The organism is Pedobacter xixiisoli (genome assembly GCF_900215335.1).
Classification (GTDB): Bacteria; Bacteroidota; Bacteroidia; order Sphingobacteriales; family Sphingobacteriaceae; genus Pedobacter; species Pedobacter xixiisoli.
Genome location: NZ_OCMT01000003.1, coordinates 367,409 through 390,971, shown reverse-complemented (window position 1 = coordinate 390,971; position 23,563 = coordinate 367,409). Strand labels below are relative to the sequence as shown.

General features: G+C 38.3%; 17 protein-coding genes. 9 read left to right on the top strand and 8 right to left on the bottom strand.

Annotated features, from left to right (window positions below):
• Positions 1 to 34 precede the first annotated feature (34 nt).
• The 3 genes from CRO54_RS13775 (at position 35) to lipA (ending at position 5,241) form a co-directional block, all read left to right on the top strand.
• A complete protein-coding gene (locus tag CRO54_RS13775) occupies positions 35 to 2,131 on the top strand; it encodes a tetratricopeptide repeat-containing sensor histidine kinase (RefSeq protein WP_097132655.1) in 2,097 nt (698 codons plus the stop codon).
• Positions 2,132 to 2,261: 130 nt separating this feature from the next.
• Entirely contained in the window at positions 2,262 to 3,569 is a 1,308-nt protein-coding gene (locus CRO54_RS13770; RefSeq protein ID WP_097132654.1) for a short-chain dehydrogenase, read from the top strand.
• 778 nt (positions 3,570 to 4,347) lie between these two features.
• Positions 4,348 to 5,241, top strand: coding sequence for a lipoyl synthase (gene lipA, locus CRO54_RS13765; protein WP_097132653.1), 894 nt, complete (start codon positions 4,348 to 4,350; stop codon positions 5,239 to 5,241).
• Here lipA and CRO54_RS13760 read toward each other — a convergent pair.
• The gene (locus CRO54_RS13760; RefSeq protein ID WP_097132652.1) at positions 5,238 to 6,737 is read right to left on the bottom strand and encodes an NAD(P)H-hydrate dehydratase; all 1,500 of its coding nucleotides are present in this window, start codon (positions 6,735 to 6,737) and stop codon (positions 5,238 to 5,240) included. The genes lipA and CRO54_RS13760 overlap by 4 nt on opposite strands.
• Before the next feature lie 129 nt (positions 6,738 to 6,866).
• Between CRO54_RS13760 and yiaA the strand changes: the two genes are divergently transcribed.
• The gene (gene yiaA, locus CRO54_RS13755; protein ID WP_097132651.1) at positions 6,867 to 7,274 is read left to right on the top strand and encodes an inner membrane protein YiaA; all 408 of its coding nucleotides are present in this window, start codon (positions 6,867 to 6,869) and stop codon (positions 7,272 to 7,274) included.
• A gap of 226 nt (positions 7,275 to 7,500) precedes the next feature.
• On the opposite strand, the gene uvrA is transcribed toward yiaA, so the two are convergent.
• Complete coding sequence (gene uvrA, locus CRO54_RS13750; RefSeq protein ID WP_097132650.1) at positions 7,501 to 10,338, bottom strand: excinuclease ABC subunit UvrA; 2,838 nt, start codon at positions 10,336 to 10,338, stop codon at positions 7,501 to 7,503.
• Between the two features lie 560 nt (positions 10,339 to 10,898).
• Between uvrA and CRO54_RS13745 the strand changes: the two genes are divergently transcribed.
• Both CRO54_RS13745 and fabV read left to right on the top strand, forming a co-directional pair.
• The gene (locus CRO54_RS13745) at positions 10,899 to 11,333 is read left to right on the top strand and encodes a PepSY-like domain-containing protein (protein WP_097132649.1); all 435 of its coding nucleotides are present in this window, start codon (positions 10,899 to 10,901) and stop codon (positions 11,331 to 11,333) included.
• A gap of 450 nt (positions 11,334 to 11,783) precedes the next feature.
• Complete coding sequence (fabV, locus tag CRO54_RS13735) at positions 11,784 to 12,989, top strand: enoyl-ACP reductase FabV (RefSeq protein WP_097132647.1); 1,206 nt, start codon at positions 11,784 to 11,786, stop codon at positions 12,987 to 12,989.
• Between the two features lie 181 nt (positions 12,990 to 13,170).
• Here fabV and CRO54_RS13730 read toward each other — a convergent pair whose 3' ends face one another.
• Positions 13,171 to 14,682 (bottom strand): SulP family inorganic anion transporter, encoded by a 1,512-nt coding sequence (locus CRO54_RS13730; protein ID WP_097132646.1) that lies wholly within the window; start codon positions 14,680 to 14,682, stop codon positions 13,171 to 13,173.
• 295 nt (positions 14,683 to 14,977) lie between these two features.
• On the opposite strand from CRO54_RS13730, the gene CRO54_RS13725 reads away from it, so the two are divergent.
• Complete coding sequence (locus CRO54_RS13725) at positions 14,978 to 15,865, top strand: pirin family protein (protein WP_097133099.1); 888 nt, start codon at positions 14,978 to 14,980, stop codon at positions 15,863 to 15,865.
• 157 nt (positions 15,866 to 16,022) lie between these two features.
• On the opposite strand, the gene CRO54_RS13720 is transcribed toward CRO54_RS13725, so the two are convergent.
• The gene (locus CRO54_RS13720) at positions 16,023 to 17,075 is read right to left on the bottom strand and encodes a ferredoxin--NADP reductase (RefSeq protein ID WP_097132645.1); all 1,053 of its coding nucleotides are present in this window, start codon (positions 17,073 to 17,075) and stop codon (positions 16,023 to 16,025) included.
• A gap of 392 nt (positions 17,076 to 17,467) precedes the next feature.
• Entirely contained in the window at positions 17,468 to 18,250 is a 783-nt protein-coding gene (locus CRO54_RS13715; protein ID WP_097132644.1) for a lytic transglycosylase domain-containing protein, read from the bottom strand.
• Between the two features lie 229 nt (positions 18,251 to 18,479).
• Here CRO54_RS13715 and CRO54_RS13710 point away from each other — a divergent pair, with 229 nt between their 5' ends.
• Both CRO54_RS13710 and CRO54_RS13705 read left to right on the top strand, forming a co-directional pair.
• Positions 18,480 to 19,925: a pseudouridine synthase gene (locus CRO54_RS13710; RefSeq protein ID WP_097132643.1), complete on the top strand. Its 1,446-nt coding sequence runs from the start codon at positions 18,480 to 18,482 to the stop codon at positions 19,923 to 19,925.
• A gap of 71 nt (positions 19,926 to 19,996) precedes the next feature.
• Positions 19,997 to 21,097 carry a lactonase family protein gene (locus tag CRO54_RS13705; protein ID WP_097132642.1) on the top strand — a complete coding sequence of 367 codons (1,101 nt, stop codon included), beginning with the start codon at positions 19,997 to 19,999 and terminating at the stop codon, positions 21,095 to 21,097.
• 72 nt (positions 21,098 to 21,169) lie between these two features.
• On the opposite strand, the gene CRO54_RS13700 is transcribed toward CRO54_RS13705, so the two are convergent.
• The 3 genes from CRO54_RS13700 to CRO54_RS13690 all read right to left on the bottom strand — a co-directional run bounded on the left by CRO54_RS13700 (position 21,170) and on the right by CRO54_RS13690 (position 23,522).
• On the bottom strand, positions 21,170 to 21,616 hold the full coding sequence (locus CRO54_RS13700; RefSeq protein WP_097132641.1) for a KTSC domain-containing protein: 447 nt from the start codon (positions 21,614 to 21,616) through the stop codon (positions 21,170 to 21,172).
• Between the two features lie 172 nt (positions 21,617 to 21,788).
• A complete protein-coding gene (gene bshA / locus CRO54_RS13695; RefSeq protein WP_097132640.1) occupies positions 21,789 to 22,919 on the bottom strand; it encodes an N-acetyl-alpha-D-glucosaminyl L-malate synthase BshA in 1,131 nt (376 codons plus the stop codon).
• A 135-nt stretch (positions 22,920 to 23,054) separates the two neighbouring features.
• Complete coding sequence (locus CRO54_RS13690; RefSeq protein WP_097132639.1) at positions 23,055 to 23,522, bottom strand: hypothetical protein; 468 nt, start codon at positions 23,520 to 23,522, stop codon at positions 23,055 to 23,057.
• Between the last annotated feature and the right edge of the window lie 41 nt (positions 23,523 to 23,563).

The following is a 23,563-nucleotide window of genomic DNA, read 5'->3' as shown; positions in this document are numbered from 1 at the left end:
AATATTGCCCAAACGAACCTCAAAATCAGGCTATATGCACTGTGCTTTAAAACTTCTACCAAAGCAGGCATTACTTTGCCTGTGTTTACTCCTGTTTGGAATTTCGGCAACTGCCCAAACTTCCAAAGTTGAAGTATTGTTAACCCAGCTCAAATCAACCGACCCAGATACCATTCAAATTAAAGTATTAAGAAAACTTTCTGCGGCTTACACTTCTGTTGACCCTATTAAAAAATTCTACTACGCTAACCAATATAGGCTACTTGCCGAAAAAAACAACATAGATTCTAACATAGCAAATGCTTACCTAGACATGGGCATTTCTTATGGAGTTAGAAGTAATTTAGACAGTGCACTTTATTATTTTAAAATAGGCCAGCAAAAGGCAAAAGCAAGTGGCTATCAAAACGGATTAGCTCGCAGCTTGGTAAATATTGGTTTTGTTTACGATCGCTCTGATAAAAAACAATTAGCTGTACATTGCTATGAAGATGCATTGAAAATCTTTAGAAGGCTTAATTACGGCAAGGGCATTAATCAGTGTATCACCAACCTTGGTGCCATTTATTTCGATTTAAAAGAATATAAAAGTGCCGACAATTATTTCCAACAGGTTTTAGACAACTTGAAACTAAATCCAAGCGACGAATTAAGCATGGGCAATGCGCTTTTTTCTTTGGGAGGCTCTAAAAGGAGGTTAAAAGAGTTTAGCAAATCGATGGATTACTATCAAAAGAGCTTAGCAATTAGAGAAAAAATTGGAGATTTAAACGGAATTGCTTTAAGTAACTGGGGAATTAGCCAACTATACGTCGAAAAAAAGGACTACAAAAGAGCCTTAGGTTATTTGGATATAGCTCTCGCCAATAATGCTAAACTCAAAAATGCTTACCAAGACTGTGCCATGCTTATTACCTTAACAGAAGCACATTTAGGATTAAAAGACTACGAAAAAGCTGATAAAGCCGCTACGCTAGCCCTAACAAAAGCCAAAGAAACGAACTCGAAAATACCAATCGCTTTGGCACTAGATAATCTTTCTAAAGTAAAAGCAGAAAAAAACGAATATGAAAGTGCTTTAAACTTCAAATCTCAGTATATCGCCATAAATGATAGTTTAGAGACCTCTAAAACAACCAAAGAAGTTATATTAAATGATTTACACCGTGTAAATACCGACAACAAAAACCTCGAAAAGCGCAACGAGACCATCAACGCTAAAATTACAGATTACACTACTGCCATTATCATCATTACAGTGTTGCTGATTGTTTTAATTGTGCTTTTGGTGATGTATTACAAGAGGAACTTAGAAAAAAATGCTACCAATAAACTACTTCAACAACAAAAACATCAAATTGCAGAAGTAAATGAAGAGCTAAGTGCTTTAAATGAGGAACTGAAGACACAGATGGAGATTGTTTCTTCTCAAAATACAGAGCTAGAAAAACTGAACGGCGTAAAAAATAAGTTTTTCTCTATTGTTTCACATGATTTACGAGGCCCGATACATTCGTTAAAAGCACTATTTGGCATGTATAGAAGTGGTATTTTGAATGAAGATGAATTAGGCGATTTACTCGAAAGATTAGAAGATACCGTTTATAATACTGCGTCTTTTCTAGATAATTTGCTCGAATGGTCGAAAAGTCAGCTTGGTGGTATGGTGGCAAAACCTATAGATGTAAAGTTAAACGAAGTGATTACGCATAACATCAAATTAATGGAGGCTCCGATTAAGCTAAAATCAATTAGAGTTGAAAACAATGTAGCTACTGATTTAACCGTATTTACGGATTTAAACATGGTTCATGTGGTGATTAGGAACTTGCTATCCAACGCTATCAAATTCTGTAGCAAAGGAGATGAAATTACCTTTGATGCCAAAATAGAGCAAAACCAAGTGGTGTGCTCCATTAAAGATACTGGCCCTGGCATTAGTGATTTGGATAAAGAAAATCTTTTCAACCTCACCCATCAACCAGGCACAGGAACTTCTGGTGAAAAGGGACATCATATTGGCTTAATTCTTTGTAGAGATATGGTTTTGCAGAACAATGGTCATCTTCGAGTTGAAAGTAAATTAGGCGAAGGCACTACTTTTTACATTACATTGCCATCGCAAGGTTAGTACAAATAACCTACTTCTTCACAGCATATTCTATTGTGGGCTTTTTTTTTCTTTAGTAAATTAGGATACTTTTGAAGTTGGGAACAATTACCTAAAATGCTTTCTAATAACTACATTAGTTTAAAATAACATGAAATATAAGCACTCGATTTTACTACTTTTCTTTTTTTTAGCGGCTGGTTGTTCAAATCCAGATACAGACGAAGAGCTTTTGGCATTGGATAAAGAAAAGCTGACGGAGAACCTAGCATATGACAAAATCACTTTCTACAAGTTTGCAAAAATTGCGGTAAGGTCATCTGCTGTACAGGACACGACAAAACCAGAATATCAAAAATTCAGCAAACACTTAAATACTGTTTTAAACTCCTTAAGTAATGTAAATACAGATTCGGGAAAGAGCATTTCTCCAATGGAAGCATTGTTATTGTACAAAGACTACCGTGCCGTTAAAGGATTTGTAAAAGAAACGGATGAAGATATTTTTCCGACTTTGGTTGAAGGCTTCAATAAAATTTACGGTAATGGAGGTAAAGCATTTCCGTTATTGGTTAACGAAAAGAAGACAGAAGCCCAAAATATTGAGCACGCTATATTAAGCATGGTGGTTTTGGCGACTAGAGATTTGGGGCAGCCTTTTGCACTTTATGAATGTTCTAAAACTCAACCCGAACTTTTGCCAGACCACGAAACTAAAACCTTGTTAGAGTTTGTGCGTGGCTTCTTATTTTTCAGCAATAATTTATTTTACCTGTCGGAAGATGGGCTTAGCAGAAATATCAAATGGCTTGATAGGAATGAAAACGTTCCATTGCCTTATACCAAAGCATTTTTTGGATGGAGAAACTTGAGTGACAGCCAAACTCATACCGCTTTCCATGGTCTAAATTATTTGTTTAGAGGCTTTGATAGATTAAGGATGGAAAGAAAGGTTGATGAAGAAAGAGGTTTGGACGATTTCGAAAAATTTTTGGAAGACACGAAAAAACTTGGCTTAGAAACGGAACTAACTTTAGCCGTTGAAAGCTACTTGTACCTTAAACGAGAAGACAAAGAAAAGGCAGTTGCTGCATTATCTAAATTGCAAAAAAGTCCGTTGCTTTCTAATAGTGAGAAAGAAGCGATAGCGAAAACTATTGTTTATGTTAATGATCGTGAAGCAGGAAAAGCATTAAATGGTGTTTACGACAAAGTGTTTTTGAGCAAAATAGCCACTAAATACATGATTTCTGTGTTAGTTAAAATAGATTGGCAAAAGGTACTGAAAGCTAACAATGTACCGCATACAGATGAAATTTTTGCAACTGTGCGCAAGGTTCAGCATATGTCTAATGCGGTAAGTTCGTATACTAGTGAAACTTCGATAGAAAAAGGAAAGAATGAACTGAAGAAGAAAGGAAGCGACCTTTTGGATGGAGCAAAAAGTTTGTTGAATTAAAGTTACCCACCGGAATAACTTTTAAAACTAACTGATGCTGAAATAAATTCAGCATGACGGGATTACTATTTACCACCCTGACCTGTAGCAAAGCGGAAGGCTATGACATATTTTTTTTTTAGCGCCTGCCAAACATATGGAGATAATTCTTTAAAATAGTTGCATATCATCAACAAATACTACGTCTGTTATTATACCTATTTATTTACTGAGAACCTCGTAGAGGTTAAATATTTATAGCAAGATTGTCGGATAAAGTTCGACCACATCGGGGTCGCATAAAAAAATTCATTATGCTATAATCATTAAAATCCTACGGATTTAAACTTCATAGATGTATATGATGTGTAGCCATTTCTGCTAGAAGTAGCTTTACCATTTAATACATTCCGTACCAGCCAAGGTTGGATTTAAGGTAAATGAGGGTGAACTGCTAGGGCTTGAAATTACTTACAATGCTGATGCCTCATGTTATTTTGCACAGGCTTTTTGAGTTACTTGCACAGGCTTTGCATTTTAAACCTTATTGAAGCGGCAGCTCCCGAGGTTACTCGGGACTACAGCGGAAAGAAGGGCTAACATTAACCGCAGCTGGAAACCTGCTTTTCAAATCCAAAAATCAGTTGGGATTTCTACTAAGTACGCTAAAAATATGGAACTGCAAATCCAGACTAGAGTTTTATGCAATCCTAACCACCCAAACAACTAATCCAAAACATTACAACTTTCCAACATTTCAATCTTATAACATTTCAGCAAGATTGCTTAACTTTGTAGCATGATTGAACTTCCTGTTGTTGCGCCAGTTACCGAAAAAGCTCGTAAACCCGATTGGTTAAGGGTAAAATTACCTGTGGGTAAAGAATACGCACAAGTAAGAAGTTTGGTTGACGAACATAAGCTGCACACCATTTGTGAAAGCGGTAATTGCCCTAATATGGGCGAATGTTGGGGTGCAGGGACGGCAACTTTCATGATTTTGGGTAATATTTGTACCCGTTCTTGTTCTTTTTGTGCGGTGGCAACAGGTCGTCCTTTGGCAGTTGATACCGATGAACCTAATCGTGTGGCTAACTCGGTAAAGTTAATGGGTGTTAAACATTGCGTAATTACTTCGGTAGACCGCGATGATTTAAAAGATGGTGGTTCTATCATCTGGGCAGAAACTTTACAGGCTATCAGAAGAGAAAGTCCAATTACAACTTTAGAAACTTTAATCCCTGATTTTAAAGGTCAATGGGATAATTTATACCGTGTTTTGGAAGAAAGACCAGAAGTGGTTTCGCACAATATGGAAACAGTGCGCCGTTTAACTCGCCAAGTACGTATCCAAGCTAAATACGATAGAAGTTTAGAGTGTTTGAAGAGAATTTCGGAATTTGGTTTACGTACTAAAACTGGTATTATGCTAGGTTTGGGCGAAACTGAAGAAGATGTTTTCGAAGCAATGGATGATTTAGTAGCAAATGGTGTTCATATCTTAACTTTAGGCCAGTATTTACAACCGACAAAGGCTCACCATCCAGTGGTAGATTGGATTCATCCAGACCAATTTGCAAAATACAAAGAAGTTGGCGAGGCAAAAGGCTTGAAATATGTAGAAAGTGGACCTTTAGTTCGTTCTTCTTACCACGCAGAAAAACACCTTTTTGATATCGAAGGAATTGTTTAACTCTTTTCTGAATTAATGTTCTTTAAAACTTTAGGTAGCGATTTAGCTAAGGCTGATGCAGTGACGATTTCACGATTTTCGGCTAAAATATCTCCTGCTTTGCCATGTAGGTAAACGCCTAAGATAACCGCTTGTGATGAGTTATATCCTTGCGCCAAAAAGCTTGTTATTATTCCGGTCAGTACATCGCCCATACCGCCTTGAGCCATTGCCGGATTGCCTGTTGGATTGACGCAAATATCGCCAGTTGGCAAACAAATAAACGTGTACTGATTTTTAAGGACGATGATTAATTCCAGTTCTATTGCTTTCTTTTTCGCCATTTCTACTCGGTTCCACCAATTGTCGTGATGTCCAAACAATCTATCAAACTCTTTCATGTGTGGGGTAAGCACACTTTGAGCAGGAATTTCTTTTAGCAACTCTTTGTTCTCCGAAAGGATATTTAGAGCATCGGCATCTATTAATAAGGGCTTATTTTTACTAAGTAACTGTTCTAGTAGTTGCTCTTGAGTTTCTCCAATACCTAAACCTGAACCAATGGCAATAGCTTGGTATTTTTGCAAATCTGTGTTGCTAAGGTTTTCCCTGTTGAAATACATTGCCTCTGGCAGACTTACATTTAAAGCGGTCAATCCACTTTGTGGAATACAAGCAGAAACCAAACCTACGCCAGCCTGCAAACAAGCATTGACACTTAACAAAGCAGCGCCCATTGTTTCTGTATCGCCAGCAACAATTAAGGCATGTCCGTAAGTACCTTTGTGCGAAAATCGTGCTCTTGGCTTGATGGTTTTATTGATGAACTGTTCGGTTACCAACTTCCATTGGCTCGGCAGACTTTCAATGTAAGGTTCGTCTAGTCCAATAGATACTACTTCAAATTCTCTTATTGCTTTTATGCTCTCGGGAAAGAAGAAATTGATTTTTGGAACTTGAAATGAAATCACGAAGTCTGCCTTTACTCCGTTGTATATCGCATCTAATTCGCCTTCACTTTTAAATCCAGTCGGTACATCTACCGCTACCACTTTAGATTTAGAAGTATTGATGAGCACTGCCAGTTTTTCGTACTTTCCACTCAAAGGCTTATTTAATCCAGAACCTAAAATTGCATCAATTACGATATCATTCTGCCGTAGTTTTAATGCTTGCAAGTCTTCTAATATTGGAATTTCAGATTTTTCTTGCTTTAATCTTTCTAAATTTCTCAGATAATCTGGAGAGGTTTTCTGTGCGTAATTTGCTAAGAAAACTTTGACCTTTGTATAACCATTTTTCCTAAGCAATCTCGCTATTGCTAAACCATCGCCACCGTTATTTCCTTGGCCGCAGCACACCCAAATCGTGGCTTCCTCATCACCAAATCTGTTAATAAAAGCATTTACAAATGCCAAGGCAGCTCGCTCCATTAATTCAATGGAAACTATAGGTTCATGTTGAATAGTATAAGTATCAACATCTTTGATTTGGGAAGAAACAAGCAGATTTTGCATGATGATATAACAGAAGTAACTATATAAAGTTAGCCTTTATCTAACAAAAATTAAATCCTGATTTCGTAACATTTATTGATATCGAAAGTCTTTAGTGCAATTGTTAATGATTAACCTAAATTTAAAACAATGAATCAAAAACCTTCAAATGCCTTTGTTGCAGCCTCATGGATTGCCTTGGGTGTTGGCATGATTGGCTTTATTATTGGTCTGTGGCGCTCGGACATGCTGCTCAACGAAAAAGGTTATTATTTTGCCGTATTAATGTTTGGATTGTTTGCTGTAATCTCGCTACAAAAAGCAGTGAGAGACAAATTGGAGAGCATTCCGGTAACAGAACTTTACTATGGCATTAGCTGGTTCGCAACGCTTCTAACTATTGCCCTGCTTATCATCGGGCTTTGGAATGCAGATTTGTTGCCCAGCGAGAAAGGCTTTTATGCCTTCGCTTTTCTGCTCGCTATTTTTGGCGCTATCACTGTGCAAAAGAACACTCGTGATGGTCAAATTGCTAGGGGAAAACATCCATTGAATTAAGAAAATCGAAATTAAATGGAAGCGCTGCAGGTAATCTACTTGCAGCGCTTTTTTGTTTTTCGCATTACCGAAAATATTTACTCCGTACGGGCGAAACATCTTTCGCCCTTGTATTTTTTTTATCAGGCAAATATTTAATTGCTATTCGGGATTTGTAATCCCAAATGCTTATCTACGGATTTATAATCCGCTTTTATTAAGGGCGAAAGATATTTCGCCCCTACCGTTACATTTCTTTCTTCAAAAATTTGCCCGTTAAACTAATCGGGTTTTCGATTAATCCCTCTGGTGTGCCTTCGAAAATAATTCTGCCACCACCTGCACCGCCTTCTTCACCCAAATCAATTACCCAATCGGCTACTTTAACCACATCTAAATTATGCTCGATGACCAAAACGGTATTTCCTTTTTCAACTAATGAATTCAATACGCCTAACAACACCGCAATATCTTCAAAATGCAGACCCGTTGTGGGTTCATCCAAAATATAGAAGGTTTTACCAGTATCTTTTTTCGAAAGCTCGGTAGCTAATTTCACTCTTTGTGCTTCACCACCCGATAAAGTGGTAGAAGCCTGTCCCAAACGGATGTACCCTAAACCAACATCATTTAAGGTTTTGATTTTACGGTAGATCGAAGGCATGTGCTCAAAGAAGTGGCAAGCATCCTCGATACTCATATCCAACACATCGCTAATCGATTTGCCTTTGTAGCGAACCTCTAAAGTTTCGCGGTTGTATCTTCTACCACCACACTCCTCACACGGCACTGAAACATCTGGTAAGAAATTCATCTCAATTACCTTCATTCCCGCTCCCTGACAAGTTTCACATCTTCCACCTTTTACGTTGAAAGAAAAACGACCAGGCTTGTAGCCTCTAATCTTCGCCTCTGGCAAAGCCACAAACAAATTCCTGATATCAGAAAAAACACCGGTATAAGTAGAAGGATTAGAACGTGGCGTACGACCAATTGGCGCTTGATCAATCTCAATTACCTTATCAATTTCCTTTAAGCCAGTCACTTTCTCATAAGCCAAAGGTTTTTTCTTTGCTCTAAAGAAGTGATGATTTAAAATTGGGTATAAGGTTTCCGTAATTAAACTCGATTTACCACTACCAGAAACACCAGTTACGGCAATAAATTTACCCAAAGGAAAATCTACCGATACCTCTTTTAGGTTGTGACCAGTAGCTTTGATAATTCCTAAATGATGACCATTACCTTCCCTACGTTTCTTCGGAACTTCGATTCCTTTTTTGCCGTTCAAATAAGAAGCAGTTAAAGTACCCGATTTTAAAATTTGTGCTGGCGTTCCCTGCGCAACAATCTGTCCGCCGTGTACACCCGCCGCCGGACCAACGTCAATTACATGGTCGGCTTCTAAAATCATATCCTTATCATGTTCTACGACCAAAACGGTGTTTCCTAAATCACGTAAGTTTTTTAATGCGGTAATTAAACGTTCGTTATCACGTTGGTGCAAACCAATACTTGGCTCATCCAAAATGTACATTACATTCATCAGTTGCGAACCAATTTGTGTAGCCAAACGAATACGTTGCGCCTCGCCACCAGAAAGTGTACGCGACGTACGGTCTAAAGTAAGGTAGTTTAAACCCACATCTAGCAAGAAACCAATACGAGCTCTAATTTCTTTCAGTATTTCTCTAGCAATCGTGTTCTGACGCTCGTTTAATCTATCCTCAACACCATCAAACCATTGATGCAAAGTAGCCACATCCATAGTAGCCAGCTCAGAAATATTCTTGCCATCTACTTTGAAATGCAGGCTTTCTTTTTTCAAACGGGCACCATGACAATCCGGACAAGTTTCCAATCTACGGAAAGCTTCCATATCATCCGAACCACCTTCTCCCCTTTTCTCCTGTTGCTCTTCTAATAATTTAATGATACCATCGAAAGTAACTTGGTAGTTCTGTACGTTCCATTTGTTGTAAGCTACTTCCACCGAAATCAAATCTGGTGCACCTTTTAAAATCAAATCAATCGCTTCGTCACCCAGTTTTTCTAAAGGAGTAGATAAAGAGAAATTATACTTTTTACCCAATGCCTTTAACACTTGGAAAACCCAAATATCACGATACTCACCAAGAGGAGCCAAACCACCGTTCAAGATGCTCAGCTTCATATTAGGCATGATAGATTTTTTATCTACCACGAAAATATAGCCTAAACCATCGCAAGTTTCGCAAGCGCCATAAGGCGAGTTAAACGAAAAACTATTTGGTTGAGGTTCGTCGTAAGAAATACCTGTAGTTGGGCACATCAAAAATTTACTGAAGTGTGCTACGTTATTTTCTTTATCGCTGATTTTAATGATGCCCTTACCCAAACGCATCGCAGTTTGAATGCTGTCCAACAAACGCTTATGGTCTTTCGGGTCTATAATCAAACGGTCTACTACAATTTCAATATCGTGGATTTTGTAACGGTCCACCTGCATTTTCGGAGCAATGTCTTGGATTTCGCCATCAACACGCACCTTTACATAACCTTGCTTACGAATTTGCTCAAACAATTCGCGGTAATGCCCTTTACGACCTTTTACCACTGGAGCTAAAATGTTCACTGCCGATTTCTCGAACTTTTTGTAAATGTTCTGCAAAATCTGGTCTTCGCTCATGCGTTCCATTTTTTCGCCCGTATTGTACGAAAACGCATCGCCCACACGGGCATACAGCAAACGCATAAAATCGTAAATTTCGGTAATGGTACCTACCGTCGAACGAGGGTTTTTACTCGTGGTTTTTTGCTCAATGGCAATCACCGGGCTTAACCCCGAAACCTTGTCTACATCGGGACGTTCCATACCACCCATAAACTGACGTGAGTAAGCACTAAACGTTTCCATATAACGACGCTGTCCTTCGGCATAAATCGTATCAAACGCCAACGAAGACTTGCCACTACCACTTAGACCAGTAATGACCACCATTTTATTGCGTGGAAAACTAACGTCTATGTTCTTTAGATTGTGCACTCTCGCACCATAAACTTCAACCTCTTTTTGCTCGCCCAAATCTACGTGGTTCTTCGCCATATGTTAATTCGCTCCGTTTTAAATATACTTTATTTGTTTAAACACATAGAAACATAGCTTTTAACAATGCATAAAATCATATAAGCCTATGTGATAAAAAATAGCTTGCAAAATTAACGAATTTTAAGCACAAAAGCTACGGATACAAATACTTAAAACTGTTAAGAAATTGATAAACAACAAGTATTTACATTCACTTAACTTGTTATACTATACCCAACAAAATAAGCACCAATTAGAACTATTAACAGCAGTCCTAAATGTCAAATTCTCCTAATTCGAATGACGGACCGGTAGCGTTTACATTGCCAAAACAAACTCCTCATTAGCAACATACACACAGCAATACCTCTTATTTTGAGATTTTATTTTCACCAACAGACAATCATTTCAACTGCTACTTTGATAGTTTAAAGGAATAATCAAAAACAAAAATGTAGCACACAGGGTTGAGTTAGAGAATAACACGAAGGATTTCACGTTATTTTTTAATAAAATGGCTAACTATAAAAATAGCTAGCTTTTAAGGATTTAACTTTTTATCATAAACACCATTTAGAATGAAATTATTTACCAAATTATTTGCCGTTGCTATGATTCTATTTTTTGCCTCATGCGATAAAGACGACACTATGCTTTCTGGAGACAAAGTTCCTTTACCGATTGGCGTGTTTGTTTCAGCACATTTCCCAAACAATGCCATCATTAAGGCAGTGAAGAATAATGACAACAACAAGGAAAGTTACGACATTAGTTTAGAAGGAAATTTCGAACTGGAATTTGACGAAAACTTCGGCATTACTAGCATTGAAGGCAACACCAGATTACCAAACTCTGTAATACCGCCTGCTATTTTAACCTATGTAACCGCCAATTACCCTAACCAATTCATTACCGACTGGGAGCTAGAATCGAATCATCAACAAATTGAATTGAACAACGGATTAAATCTTGAGTTCAATATGGATGGCTCTTTTATCAAAATTGAAAGATAATCTTAACTTTTGTTAACTCTTTAATGTTTTGAATTTTGAAGCACAGAGACAATGCTCCCTGCATCGTTCGTCCCGCTTTTCGCTTTACTTCGTTGGCAAACACATAGGTTTGCCAACTACGTGTTCGCTTCAATCTGGGCTATTGAACGAATAACTTTACTATTCAAACCAGCCAAGTGCCACAGCCTTCGTAAAATAAACCTTGGCGAAGTGGCTATGCAAAATGGAGCGCAGGGCAATGAAGCATTAGAACAAAGCAAAGGACTACATTCGCCAATGAAATACAAGCTTTGCTTTTCAAAAGAATAATTATTAAAGATGAAGGCAATTATTCAGTATCGTTTAGAGACAGAAGATCTTCTGTCTTTACGAAATTTGCAGACCACAAAAAAATAGGTAGCTTTGACAAAGGATTGCTGGCCGAGGCTGGCTTTATAACAAAACAATATTATGATTATTGAACCTAGAATGCGTGGTTTTATCTGTTTAACGGCTCATCCAGATGGTGCTGCACAGAACGTGAAAAACCAAATTGAATATGTAAAATCTAAGGGTGCTAACAACGGACCGAAAAGAGTTTTGGTAATTGGCGCTTCTACAGGCTTTGGCTTGGCATCGAGAATTACCGCGGCTTATGGCTCTGGTGCTTCTACAATTGGTGTTTATTTCGAGAAAGAACCTAAAGAAGGCAAAACGGCTTCGCCAGGTTGGTACAACACTGCCGCTTTCGAGAAACAAGCACAAGCAGACGGTTTATATGCAAAAAGCATTAACGGTGACGCTTTCTCTAACGAGGTTAAGCAACAAACTATCGATTTAATCAAAGCTGACTTAGGTCAGGTGGATTTGATCATCTACAGCTTGGCTTCACCTGTAAGAACTAACCCAAAAACTGGTGTTACGCATCGTTCTACTTTAAAGCCAATTGGCGGTACTTTCAGTGATAAAACGGTTGATTTCCACACGGGTGTTGTTTCTACAGTAACAATTGAGCCTGCTAACGAAGAAGAAATTGAAAATACAGTTGCCGTAATGGGCGGCGAAGATTGGGAAATGTGGATTGACGATTTGAAAGCTGCTGGCGTATTGGCTGAAGGCTTTACTACGGTTGCTTACTCGTACATTGGCCCTGCTGTTACTGAAGCGGTTTACCGTAAAGGAACCATAGGTAGAGCGAAAGACCATTTAGAGGCTACAGCTTTTACCATCACCGATAAATTAGCTGGCTTGAACGGAAAAGCTTATGTTTCTGTAAACAAGGCTTTGGTAACGCAAGCAAGTTCGGCTATTCCTGTTATTCCTTTATATATTTCTTTCTTGTACAAAACCATGAAAGAAAAAGGTTTACACGAAGGTTGTATTGAGCAAATTGAGCGCTTGTTCAGCGAAAGATTATATACTGGCGGCGATGTTCCTGTGGATGAGAAAGGTCGTATCAGAATTGACGATTGGGAAATGCAAGATGATGTACAGGCTGCAGTTGCCGAACTTTGGAAAACTGCTGATACTGATACTTTGCCATCAACTGGCGATTTAGCTGGCTACAAAAAAGACTTCTTAAACCTTTTTGGTTTTGATGTGGCTGGTGTAGATTACGCTGCTGATGCAAATGAAATGGTAGAGATACCTGGTTTGCAAAAAGCCCCTGAAGCATAGATATTTTTGAATTAGCTAATTAGTGAATGTGCTAATTAGCTAGTTTTTCCCCTCGCTTTGTTGAGCACGTTTTTAACTCAAAATGAAAGATTACTTCGTCGTTCTTTCTCATCGAAATGACGGTTTTTTTTTACGCCACTGCGACCTCATTAGCTAATCATCACATCAACCAATCCTCACATTATCTATCCGCCACTGCGTAAACAGGATCATCTATATTTACCTCAATTGCCCCAGCGGCATTTCTCAGCAACTTTCTACTATCTGCACTTAGGTGCTTTAAAGTAACTGACTTATTAAGTTTTCGGTAACGGTCGGTAATTTTATGTACCGCATCAATAGCACTCATATCTGCAATACGACTTTCTTTGAAATCAATCACTACATTTTCTGGATCTTCCTGTACATCGAATTTTTCTAGGAATGCAGTGGTAGAGCCAAAAAACAACGGACCAAAGATTTCGTAGTGTTTCACGCCATCTTCATCGATATACTTTCTCGCTCTAATTCTTCTGGCACTTTCCCAAGCAAACACCAAGGCCGACATAATTACACCGATTAACACCGCTAAAGCTAAATTGTGCATAAACACCGTAATAGCAGCTACAATTACACCAATCAGGATATCTGCTTTGGGCATTTTTTTAATGATACGGAAACTGCTCCACTCAAAAGTCCCAATGGCTACCATCATCATTACACCTGTTAGTGCTGCCATCGGTAATTTGCCAATCACTGGGGCACCGACTAAAATAATCAGCAGAATAGTTAACGAGCCGATAATTGCTGACAATCTAGCTCTTGCACCAGCAGAAAGATTGACTAAAGTTTGTGCAATCATCGGGCAACCGCCCATACCAAAGAAGAAACCATTAAGGATATTTGCAGTTCCTTGCGCCATACTTTCTCTATTACCATTGCCTTTGTTCCCAACAATTTCATCCACTAAATTCAGTGTGAGCAAGCCTTCGGTTAAACCTACCATCGCCATAATCAACCCAAAAGGAAAGACAATTTTTAAAGTTTCGAAGGTAAAGGGTACTTCTGGAATATGAAATGGTGGAAATCCGCCAGCTACAGAAGCGATATCACTTACGGTTTTGGTTTGGATGCCAAAAATGAGCACCGCTGCAAAAACTACTATTATCGCCACTAATGATGCCGGAACTGCCTTCGTGATTTTAGGCCAAAGCCATACTGTAAAAATGGTTAATGCTACCAGACCTAACATCGTATATAAAGGTCTCCCACTTAACCATTCTTCGCTGCCTTGTACTTTGAACTGTGTTAGCTGCGACATGAAAATCACAATCGCCAGTCCATTTACAAAACCATACATTACGGATTGTGGCACCAGCCGGATGAATTTACCTAATTTAAATAAACCCACTGCTATCTGAATTACACCAGCTACTACCACCGCAGCAAACACATATTCTAAACCGTGAAGTTTCATTAGTGCAATTAAGGTAATTACCGTAGCCCCTGCTCCACCAGAAACCAAGCCAGGTCTACCGCCTAAAACCGCCGTGACCAAACCCATGATAAACGCTGCATACAAACCTGTTAGTGGAGGAAATCCTGCCAAGATGGCGAATGAAAGCGATTCTGGAATCATCGTCATCGCAACGGTTAATCCGGCAAGTATTTCGTTTTTATAATTGATTTTCTGTTTGAAATCGAAAAGGGGCATGTATGTTGGTTTTGTTGGCACAAAAATACATTTATCTATCGTTTCGTTTGCCACAGATACACAGATAGTTTTTCCGCTCGTATACTTCTATCTTTACTCGGTCTTCATTCCCGCGTCGGCGGGAACCACAAAGTGCTCAGCGAAGCTAATCGTAATGCGCAATAAAATGATTGATTAACTATCCGCATTAAGATTCTCAATCAAGTTGAGAATGACGTACTATTTAGCGTAAATGCAAAACAAAATCTGTGCGTCTGTGGCTAAATCAAAAAAACAAAAACCCTATCTTTATATCATGTCAAATATCCAACTCATTATAGAAGAAAGACCAAGTGATATTGGTAATTTTTTGGTAGGCCGTTTACTTCCTTTTAGGGAAAAAAGACTGGTAGGTCCGTTTTGTTTCATTGATCATATGGGGCCGGCGGCGATGAATGAACATCAAAATATTGACATTGCGCCACACCCACATATTGGTTTATCTACGTTAACCTATCTTTTCGAAGGCAGCATGATGCATCGCGATGCTTTAGGTACTGAAATAGAAATTAATCCGGGCCAAGTGAACTGGATGACTGCCGGAAAAGGCATTGCTCATTCTGAACGCACTCCTGAACGCTTAAGAAACAGCGATAAGTTTCTACATGGTTTGCAGATTTGGGTAGCTCTACCAAAACACTTAGAACAAATGGAACCGGAGTTTTTCCATGCAGATGGTGATGATATTCCAACTTGGCAGGAAGACGGTGTGGACTTTAAATTAATTGCAGGAGAAGCATTTGGCAGAAAATCTCCTATTCCAGTTTACAGCCCTTTGTATTTTATTGAAATTAAAAACACGGAAGAAAAAACATTGAAAATTGGTGATTCACTTTTTGGCGAAAGCGGTTTATATATTTTGGATGGCAGTGTGAGTAGTGAAGGTAATACTTTTGGTCCGAAGAACTTTTTAGTAGCCAAAGACAGCAAGCTTTGTGAATTTACTTTAGCACCAAATAGTACGGTTTATATTTTTGGTGGCGAAGCTTTTCCTGAAGAACGTTTTATCTATTGGAATTTTGTGGCCAGCAGCAGGGAACTAATTGAAGAAGCCAAACAAAGATGGCTGAACCAAGAGTTTGGGCAAGTGCCAGGAGAATCTGATTTTGTGCCGTTGCCGCCGCAGAGCAAGAATGTGAAGTAGCAGAAACTTTTTCCCTCTCCTTTTCAAGGAGAGGGCTAGGGAGAGGTTTAATTAATAAGACCCTCTCTACCTTCGGCATCTCTCCCTAAAAGGGAGAGAAAAGCATTTATGAATGTATCTTCCTAAAACCCGTAACACTTAACTCATAACCTGCAACTCACCCCCAAGTTATCGTCGTTTCGTTCTCTGTAGGATGCCCAGTGCAAACCAACACTCTACCTTTTGCAATTTCGTCGTCGGTTAGTACCTCATTGTAATCCATGCGTACACCGCCAGAAATACAAGTGGCTGCACAAGTACTACATACGCCACCACTACAGCTGTAAGGTATTTTGATCTTGTGTTCTAGCGCTACATCCAAAATTCTTTTAGGCCAAGGCACTTGTAAGTGATGCGTTTCTCCCTGAAATATTAAATTGATAGAGTAGGTGCTTTTATCCACTACTTTTTCCGTAGCATCATCTTCATCTATCTCGTCTTCTGGCAATACAAAAGTCTCTCTTTTTACTTGATGAGGCTTATATCCAGCTCCCAAAATAGAAATACGGCAAACATCCATGTAATCAACTGGGCCACAAGTATAAAAAAGTGCATCTTCTTTGTTAAAAGACAGTTGTTCTCTAATCAATTCGTGAACCAGAAAACCATTTAACCTAGCCCGTAGTAAGTTTTTAGAATTACTGAAAAGGTTAATTAACTTAAACCTATCGGGATAAATGTTTTGCCATTCTTTTAATTCTTCTAGAAATAAAGTTTCATCGGCAGAACGACTACTGTAAATCAATACCATTTTTGACTTTTGCTCTCCTACCAGTGCAGTTTTCAGAATCGAATATAAGGGTGTAATTCCTACTCCAGCACCAAAAAGGAAAACAGTTCTTTCTTTGTCCGTTTCGGGGTCATAATAGAACATTCCGTTTGGTTCAGTTACTTCAACAACATCGCCTTGCCTAAGCGAATGATGTAAAAACCTTGAGATCTCTCCATTTTCTACCAACTTTACTGCAATAGCTAAGGGCTCGTCTACCAAAGGAGAACTATAGGCCGAGTAAGACCTTCTCAACTCTTTATTTCCCAAGTGAAATGCTAAAGTTAAAAACTGTCCTGCTTTAAAAACAGGCTTTTCGCCAGCTAAAGGTTCAAGAATAATCGTAATTACTTCGTTAACTTCTTGCTGAACTCGGGTAACTTTTAACTGCTGTAAAGACATAGTTTCAAAAGTAGAAAGTTAAAAGTTAAAAATCGAAAGCAAAGCAGTTTTGTTGCTGAGTTCAATGTCATGCTAAGCTTTCCGATAAATCGGAATAGGCAGTAATTACGTTTCTAACACTATCGAACTCCGTCATTTCGATCGTAGCGGAGAACTGAAAGAAAGCTTAGCTAAATCTTTGGCGCTATAATACAAATTGAAAGATTCTCTCCCGTACGTACGAGACTTCGCTCCGCTGCGGTCAAAATGACGACAAGCCGAAAAACATCTATGCGAACTACAACTATCCGCACATCTTTGGCTAAAAAGTTTAAAAACAAAAAGACTGCTTCCCCTGGAAAAGAGAAACAGCCTTCTAAAATGCTTATAAAAAAGCTATACCAATTTAATTTTTACTCTACAGTAGTAGCACTTACGTCTTCTACTTGTTTATATGCGATTAACGCTTTCTGATTTTTATAACCATTACGGCTCGGATTTTCTAGAATTTCTTTCATCGAGATCAGTTTGTAGACATAAGCCCCTGTTTCTCTATTCAGTTTCATTTTGAAATAATTATCCTGCCCTTGGCGGTTAATTTGCTTACGCATGTGGCCATCGCCAACATTGTAAGCTGCTGCCACTAAAGTCCAGCTATCAAAGACTCCATAAAGTTCTTTAATATATTTTGCTGCCGCGATGGTAGATTTTCTAAGGTTGTAGCGCTCGTCTACTCTTTTATTCACCTTTAATCCATACATACGGGCGGTACTAGGCATAAACTGCCAGTAACCTGCCGCACCTTTAGGTGATACCCCACCTCTTAAGCCAGACTCTACTAGAGGCAGATACTTAAAATCATTAGGTATACCATAGGCTGCCAAAATTGGCTCTACGATAGGAAACCATTCCGCTGCTTTTAAATGCAAACGATTTGTTTGCAAATTTCCATAAGAAAATGAAGCCAAAGTTCTCTTCATTTTTTGAGTTATCCGAGTATCGCCAACTGGCAATGTTTCTTCGGCAAACTCTAATTGAGCTATTGAAAATACCGGCTCTTCGGTTTCTTTTGTAATGTTGGTATAGTTATCTTTCTTAAGATTTTCTACTTTGGTTGGTAGCTTATAAGCAAACACATTTGCCATCACCAATAATCCTAGAATTACTGTTAATGGAATGAGGTGTTTCTTTAACATCTTCCTCCTTTTTTAGTTAACACTTAATACTTGTGCGGCAAAGGTACATTTTATTTATTTAATTATCAAGCACTTACATAAATAAGCGCAAAAATCAAGCTTTAAAATACTGTGAGCCTAGATTTTACATGGCGTATTTTTTAGAAAAATCAGTATATTTCCAAATTGTTTATCCATGTAAATTTGCTAACTTTGTAGCCGCATTATTTTATGCGATTAAAAGCGTATCATGACAAATAGTAACAAAGGGAAAAGTCGGGATGACAAGTCCAAACCAGGCAGAAGCACAACCGGAAGAAGAACCGCACAGACAGATAGTGACAAGCCAAGATTTAGTGCCAAAGACGAAAACAAAAGCAGAAGTTTCGGCACCAATGACAGAAGAGATTCTAAATATAACAAGAGCGATGATGCTAAACCTCGCTCATCAAGATCACGAAATGATTCAGATGAAACATCAGGTTTCAAAAAATCTTTCGATAAAAGAGATAACAAAGGCAGCTATTCTAAAGGTGGAGATTTCCAATCTCGTTCTGAAAGACCTAGAAGAGATTCAAACGAAACATCAGGCTTTAAAAAATCATTTGATAAGAGAGATAACAAACCTTGGGAAAAGTCTGACAAACCTTTTGCCGGAAGAGGTAAACGTGACGAAAACTCATCAGATAGAAGAGACAGCAAGCCTTGGGAAAAACAAGATAGACCTTTTTCTGCTAAAGGAAATGGCAGCCGCGAGGAAAACTCGGGCGAGAGAAGAAGCTATGTAAAAAAAGATAGCTACGCCAAAGACGGTGCAGCTTCTAAATTTTCAGACAGAAAAGACAGCGGCAACCGCTACGGAGATAATCGTCCTTTTAGGAAAAGAGAAGACGGTAATTTCAAAAATAAAAAAGAAGATAAAGGCGAGAGAGTGGCTCCTACCTTAAGAAGTAGAAAAAATGCTCCGAAAGAAGACGACGATTTAATTCGTTTGAACCGCTACATTGCCAATTCAGGTATATGTTCTCGTCGTAAAGCCGATGAACTGATTGAAGCAGGCGTAGTTTCTGTAAATGGAGTACCAGTTACTGAGCTAGGCCACAAAGTAAACCCTTACAAAGACGAGGTAAGATACAACGGTGAGTTGTTGAAACGCGAAAAAAGAGTTTACGTGCTTTTAAACAAACCTAAAGATTACATCACAACTACTGAAGACCCTCAGGAGCGTAAAACGGTAATGCATTTAGTAGAGAAAGCTAGTCGTGAGCGTATTTATCCGGTAGGTCGTTTAGACAGAAATACAACAGGCTTACTATTAATGACCAATGATGGTGATTTAGCAGACAAATTATCTCACCCTCGTCATGGTATTACTAAAATTTATCAAGTAGAACTTAATAAGAACCTTTCGCAGGGCGATTTCAATAAAATCCAATTTGGTTTAGAATTAGAAGATGGCTTAATTAAGCCAGATAATATTTCTTATGTAGCTGGTGCAGCTAAAAACGAAGTAGGTATTCAAATACACAGCGGTAAAAACAGAATTGTTCGCCGTATTTTTGAACATTTGGGATATGACGTTGTAAAGCTAGACCGTGTGGTTTATGGCAATTTAACCAAGAAAGATTTGCCTAGAGGAAAATGGCGTTTCTTGGATGAACACGAAATTATCCAGATTAAACATCTGATCAAATAAAACTTAAAATGCGCAGAATTAACTTTTGCGCATTTTTTATTTATTGCTAACTTTCCACAAAATCGAATATTATGTTTAGAAAACTTTTGTTGATCGCTTCTCTTAGTGCGAGTTCTTTATTTGCTCTAGCACAAAACCATAAATTAATTGTAGGCACCTACACCAATAAAGGCAATAGCGAAGGTATTTACGTCTATGATTTCGACAGTAAAACTGCTGCGACAAAACAATTGAATGTCATCAAAAATGTTTCTAACCCCAGCTATCTAGCTTTAAGCAAAAACAACGATTTTCTTTACAGTGTGTACGAAGATGGTACAAATAGTGCCGCCAGCGCTTTTAAATTTAATGCACTAACTGGCGCAGCTAGCTTCTTAAACAAAGAGGCTACCAACGGACAAAACCCTTGTTTCATTTTAACTGATGGAAAAAACGTAATTACTGCGAATTACAGTGGTGGTAGCATCAGCATTTTCGGTATTAAGCCGGATGGTTCCCTTTCCAGCATCAAACAAAACATACAACATACAGGAAAAGGTCCAGATAGACGTCAAGAAAAAGCACACGTTCACCAAGTATTATTTTCTCCCGACAAGAAATATGTTATTTCTAATGATTTGGGAGAAGACAAAGTATACATCTACCATTATGATGCTAATGCAGAGCAACCGCTTAAATTCAAATCTAGCGTAAAAACCAACTCGGGTTCTGGGCCCCGCCACTTAACTTTTAGCCCAGATGGAAAATATGCTTACTTAGCACACGAGTTTAATGGCAAAATCAGTGCATTTAGCTATAAGGATGGCAGCCTTACTCTGCTACAAGAAGTAGAAACGGTGGCAAAAGATTTCAAAGGGAACATAGATGCTGCCGATATTCATATTTCAGCTGATGGCAAATTTTTGTATGAAAGCAACCGCGGCGATGCGAATAACATCAGTGTTTTTGCAGTACAAAAAGGTGGTAAATTGAAATCGGTAGAAACAGTAAGCACTTTAGGCAAAGGTCCTCGTAATTTCAGTATAGACCCAAGCGGCAACTTTTTATTAGTGGCACACCAATATACCAACGATGTAGTTATTTTTAATAGAAATACAAAAACTGGAAAACTAACAGACAGCAGCAAGCGCATCAATGTAGGCACACCTGTTTGCGTAATTTTTGGGAAGTAATCTAACTTTGCAACTATGCTATACAAAAAAGACTTACCGTTTAGGTAAGTCTTTTTTCTTTACACAATATCTTTATGCAGTTTCGGCAACCTTAGCCACGTTACGGTAAGGATATTCATTAAAGATATGACGACGAGCAAAGCGACCTGGAGAATCAGCGTTTACTAGTTTGATATAAACTGCTCTAGGAACGTCGAAATATTCGTATGAACTTCCATCATAAAAATGAATAATTAGTACTTGTTGCTTGTACTCAAAATCTTGAATATTAGACAAAGTGGTAGTTTGCGTGTATGTTTCAAGATTTTTATCACGTGTTTCTGAAGCAATGCTCACCAAAAAATGATAAGCCTCAATAATCTCTTTACTTTTGGCTTCGGCGTTCAACCTATCTTCTTCCTCTTGAAATTTATCCGGATGAAAATCTTTCATCAAGGTGCGATAAACGGATTTAAGGTCTTTTAATTCTGCATTTTTATCTACACTCAAAAGTTTTCTGTAGTCGGCTATTTTTTTCATTAAATATTTTTTTTACCCAAAATCAGCTTATGCTACTTAACCGTAGCCGTAATTTCAGCGGCGCAAAGATACGACTAATATCTCTTCTACTTTGAGAAAACATTAGCACAACATCAAATAAAAATATCGACGAGCTAGTATACCTTTATATGTAATTGTGGAAAAGTGGCTTTTACTTCTTCCCCGCTATCACTTCTTCGTAATACGTTATATATTGTGGAAGTATTTTTTTGAGGTCAAAATCTTTAGCTCTGGTTAACGCATTTTCTTTAAAGTAATTTAGGTTTTCTTCGTTACTCAGTATCGTGATAGCCTTGTTTGCCATATCGTCTATATCTCCAACATTGCACATGTAACCACAGAAATCGTCAATATTAAGCTCTGGCAATCCACCAGCATTTGAAGAAATCACAGGCACCTTGCAGGCCATTGCCTCTAATGCAGCCAAACCAAAGCTTTCATTCTCTGATGGAATGATAAACAAATCAGAAACTGACAGAATCTCTTCTACTGCATCTTGTTTACCTAGAAAACGCACATGGTCGCTAATATCAAGCTCTCTGCACAGCTGCTCGTTTGCCGAACGTTCTGGCCCATCGCCTACCATCAACAACTTAGACGGAATTTTCTGTAAAACTTTATGGAACATCTTGATCACATCTTCTGTACGTTTCACTTTCCTGAAATTAGAAGTATGAATTAAGATACGCTCGTTATTTGGTGCAATCGCCTTTTTGAAATGGTCTTTCGGCTGTAGGCTAAAGCGGTTAAAATCTATAAAATTAGGGATCACCTTAATGTCCTTCGTAATTTCAAAATGGCGATAAGTATCTTCTTTCAAATCTTCCGAGACCGTAGTTACACCATCACTTTGGTTAATAGAAAATGTTACTACCGGCTTATAAGTTGCATCTTTACCTACCAAGGTGATATCTGTACCGTGCAAAGTAGTTACAAAAGGGATATTGATACCGTAAGTCGCCAAGATCTGCTTTGCCATAAATGCAGCAGACGCATGCGGAATAGCGTAGTGAACATGCAGGATATCCAACTGCTCAAAACGTACCACATCTACCAGCTTGCTAGCCAGCGCAGATTCGTAAGGAGCATAATCAAAAAGTGGATAATCCCTTACTGCAACCTCATGATAAAACAAATTAGCAGAGAAAAAATCGAGCCTTGCCGGCTGACTGTATGTGATAAAATGCACTTGATGGCCTTGATTAGCCAAAGCCTTTCCAAGCTCTGTAGCTACTACTCCACTACCTCCAAAGGTAGGGTAACAAACTATTCCTATTTTCATTAGCTGGTTGTGAGGTAAACCTAAAGATTTACAATGGCAAATGTAAAGGATATCTTATTTAAAAATTGTTATCTGCGAGTAATAAAATGATTAGGTTTATTTCCATAAAAAAAGGTGCTTAGCGCACCTTTTTTTTTATTGATAGTTAAAACTTAATAGTGGCTTTTTATAACCTGCTTTTCGTTCCTCGGTTTGTATTTCCGCTCTTACTTTCTCTACCGCTCTTATTTGTTTGTTAAATCGGTCTAGTGCTTTTTGAGAATCTTCCATGTCATTTTTGGCTTTTTTTGCGAGTTTCTCAGTTTCTTTGATATTAATATCACTGCTACCGGTTTTAGATATGTGACCGCTACTTTTAGCTGCAGACTCTTTAGCCTTATCATTCGCCTCAAGCAATTTAACCCTTAACTTTTCAACCTCGGCTTCTTCTTTTGCTTCATCAATTTTAAGCTCCTGAATTTTCTGACTGATTTTTAAGGCTTCCAATCTACCTGTTAAAACGCCAACAGAATCTTTAGAAACTTTGGCAACGTAAACTTGTGCACTCGCTGTAGAAATACCTAAACCAGCGGCTACAATTGATAAATAAATGTACTTTTTCATAGTAATTGTTTTCTTAGAGATAACAACTATAATGCCCTAGC

What these genes read in the sequence shown, in the direction of transcription:
- CRO54_RS13775 (WP_097132655.1), top strand. Translation starts at nt 35, where the DNA reads ATGCACTGTGCTTTAAAACTTCTACCAAAGCAGGCATTACTTTGCCTG.
- CRO54_RS13770 (WP_097132654.1), top strand. Translation starts at nt 2,262, where the DNA reads ATGAAATATAAGCACTCGATTTTACTACTTTTCTTTTTTTTAGCGGCT.
- lipA (WP_097132653.1), top strand. Translation starts at nt 4,348, where the DNA reads ATGATTGAACTTCCTGTTGTTGCGCCAGTTACCGAAAAAGCTCGTAAA.
- CRO54_RS13760 (WP_097132652.1), bottom strand. Translation starts at nt 6,737, where the DNA reads ATGCAAAATCTGCTTGTTTCTTCCCAAATCAAAGATGTTGATACTTAT.
- yiaA (WP_097132651.1), top strand. Translation starts at nt 6,867, where the DNA reads ATGAATCAAAAACCTTCAAATGCCTTTGTTGCAGCCTCATGGATTGCC.
- uvrA (WP_097132650.1), bottom strand. Translation starts at nt 10,338, where the DNA reads ATGGCGAAGAACCACGTAGATTTGGGCGAGCAAAAAGAGGTTGAAGTT.
- CRO54_RS13745 (WP_097132649.1), top strand. Translation starts at nt 10,899, where the DNA reads ATGAAATTATTTACCAAATTATTTGCCGTTGCTATGATTCTATTTTTT.
- fabV (WP_097132647.1), top strand. Translation starts at nt 11,784, where the DNA reads ATGATTATTGAACCTAGAATGCGTGGTTTTATCTGTTTAACGGCTCAT.
- CRO54_RS13730 (WP_097132646.1), bottom strand. Translation starts at nt 14,682, where the DNA reads ATGCCCCTTTTCGATTTCAAACAGAAAATCAATTATAAAAACGAAATA.
- CRO54_RS13725 (WP_097133099.1), top strand. Translation starts at nt 14,978, where the DNA reads ATGTCAAATATCCAACTCATTATAGAAGAAAGACCAAGTGATATTGGT.
- CRO54_RS13720 (WP_097132645.1), bottom strand. Translation starts at nt 17,075, where the DNA reads ATGTCTTTACAGCAGTTAAAAGTTACCCGAGTTCAGCAAGAAGTTAAC.
- CRO54_RS13715 (WP_097132644.1), bottom strand. Translation starts at nt 18,250, where the DNA reads ATGTTAAAGAAACACCTCATTCCATTAACAGTAATTCTAGGATTATTG.
- CRO54_RS13710 (WP_097132643.1), top strand. Translation starts at nt 18,480, where the DNA reads ATGACAAATAGTAACAAAGGGAAAAGTCGGGATGACAAGTCCAAACCA.
- CRO54_RS13705 (WP_097132642.1), top strand. Translation starts at nt 19,997, where the DNA reads ATGTTTAGAAAACTTTTGTTGATCGCTTCTCTTAGTGCGAGTTCTTTA.
- CRO54_RS13700 (WP_097132641.1), bottom strand. Translation starts at nt 21,616, where the DNA reads ATGAAAAAAATAGCCGACTACAGAAAACTTTTGAGTGTAGATAAAAAT.
- bshA (WP_097132640.1), bottom strand. Translation starts at nt 22,919, where the DNA reads ATGAAAATAGGAATAGTTTGTTACCCTACCTTTGGAGGTAGTGGAGTA.
- CRO54_RS13690 (WP_097132639.1), bottom strand. Translation starts at nt 23,522, where the DNA reads ATGAAAAAGTACATTTATTTATCAATTGTAGCCGCTGGTTTAGGTATT.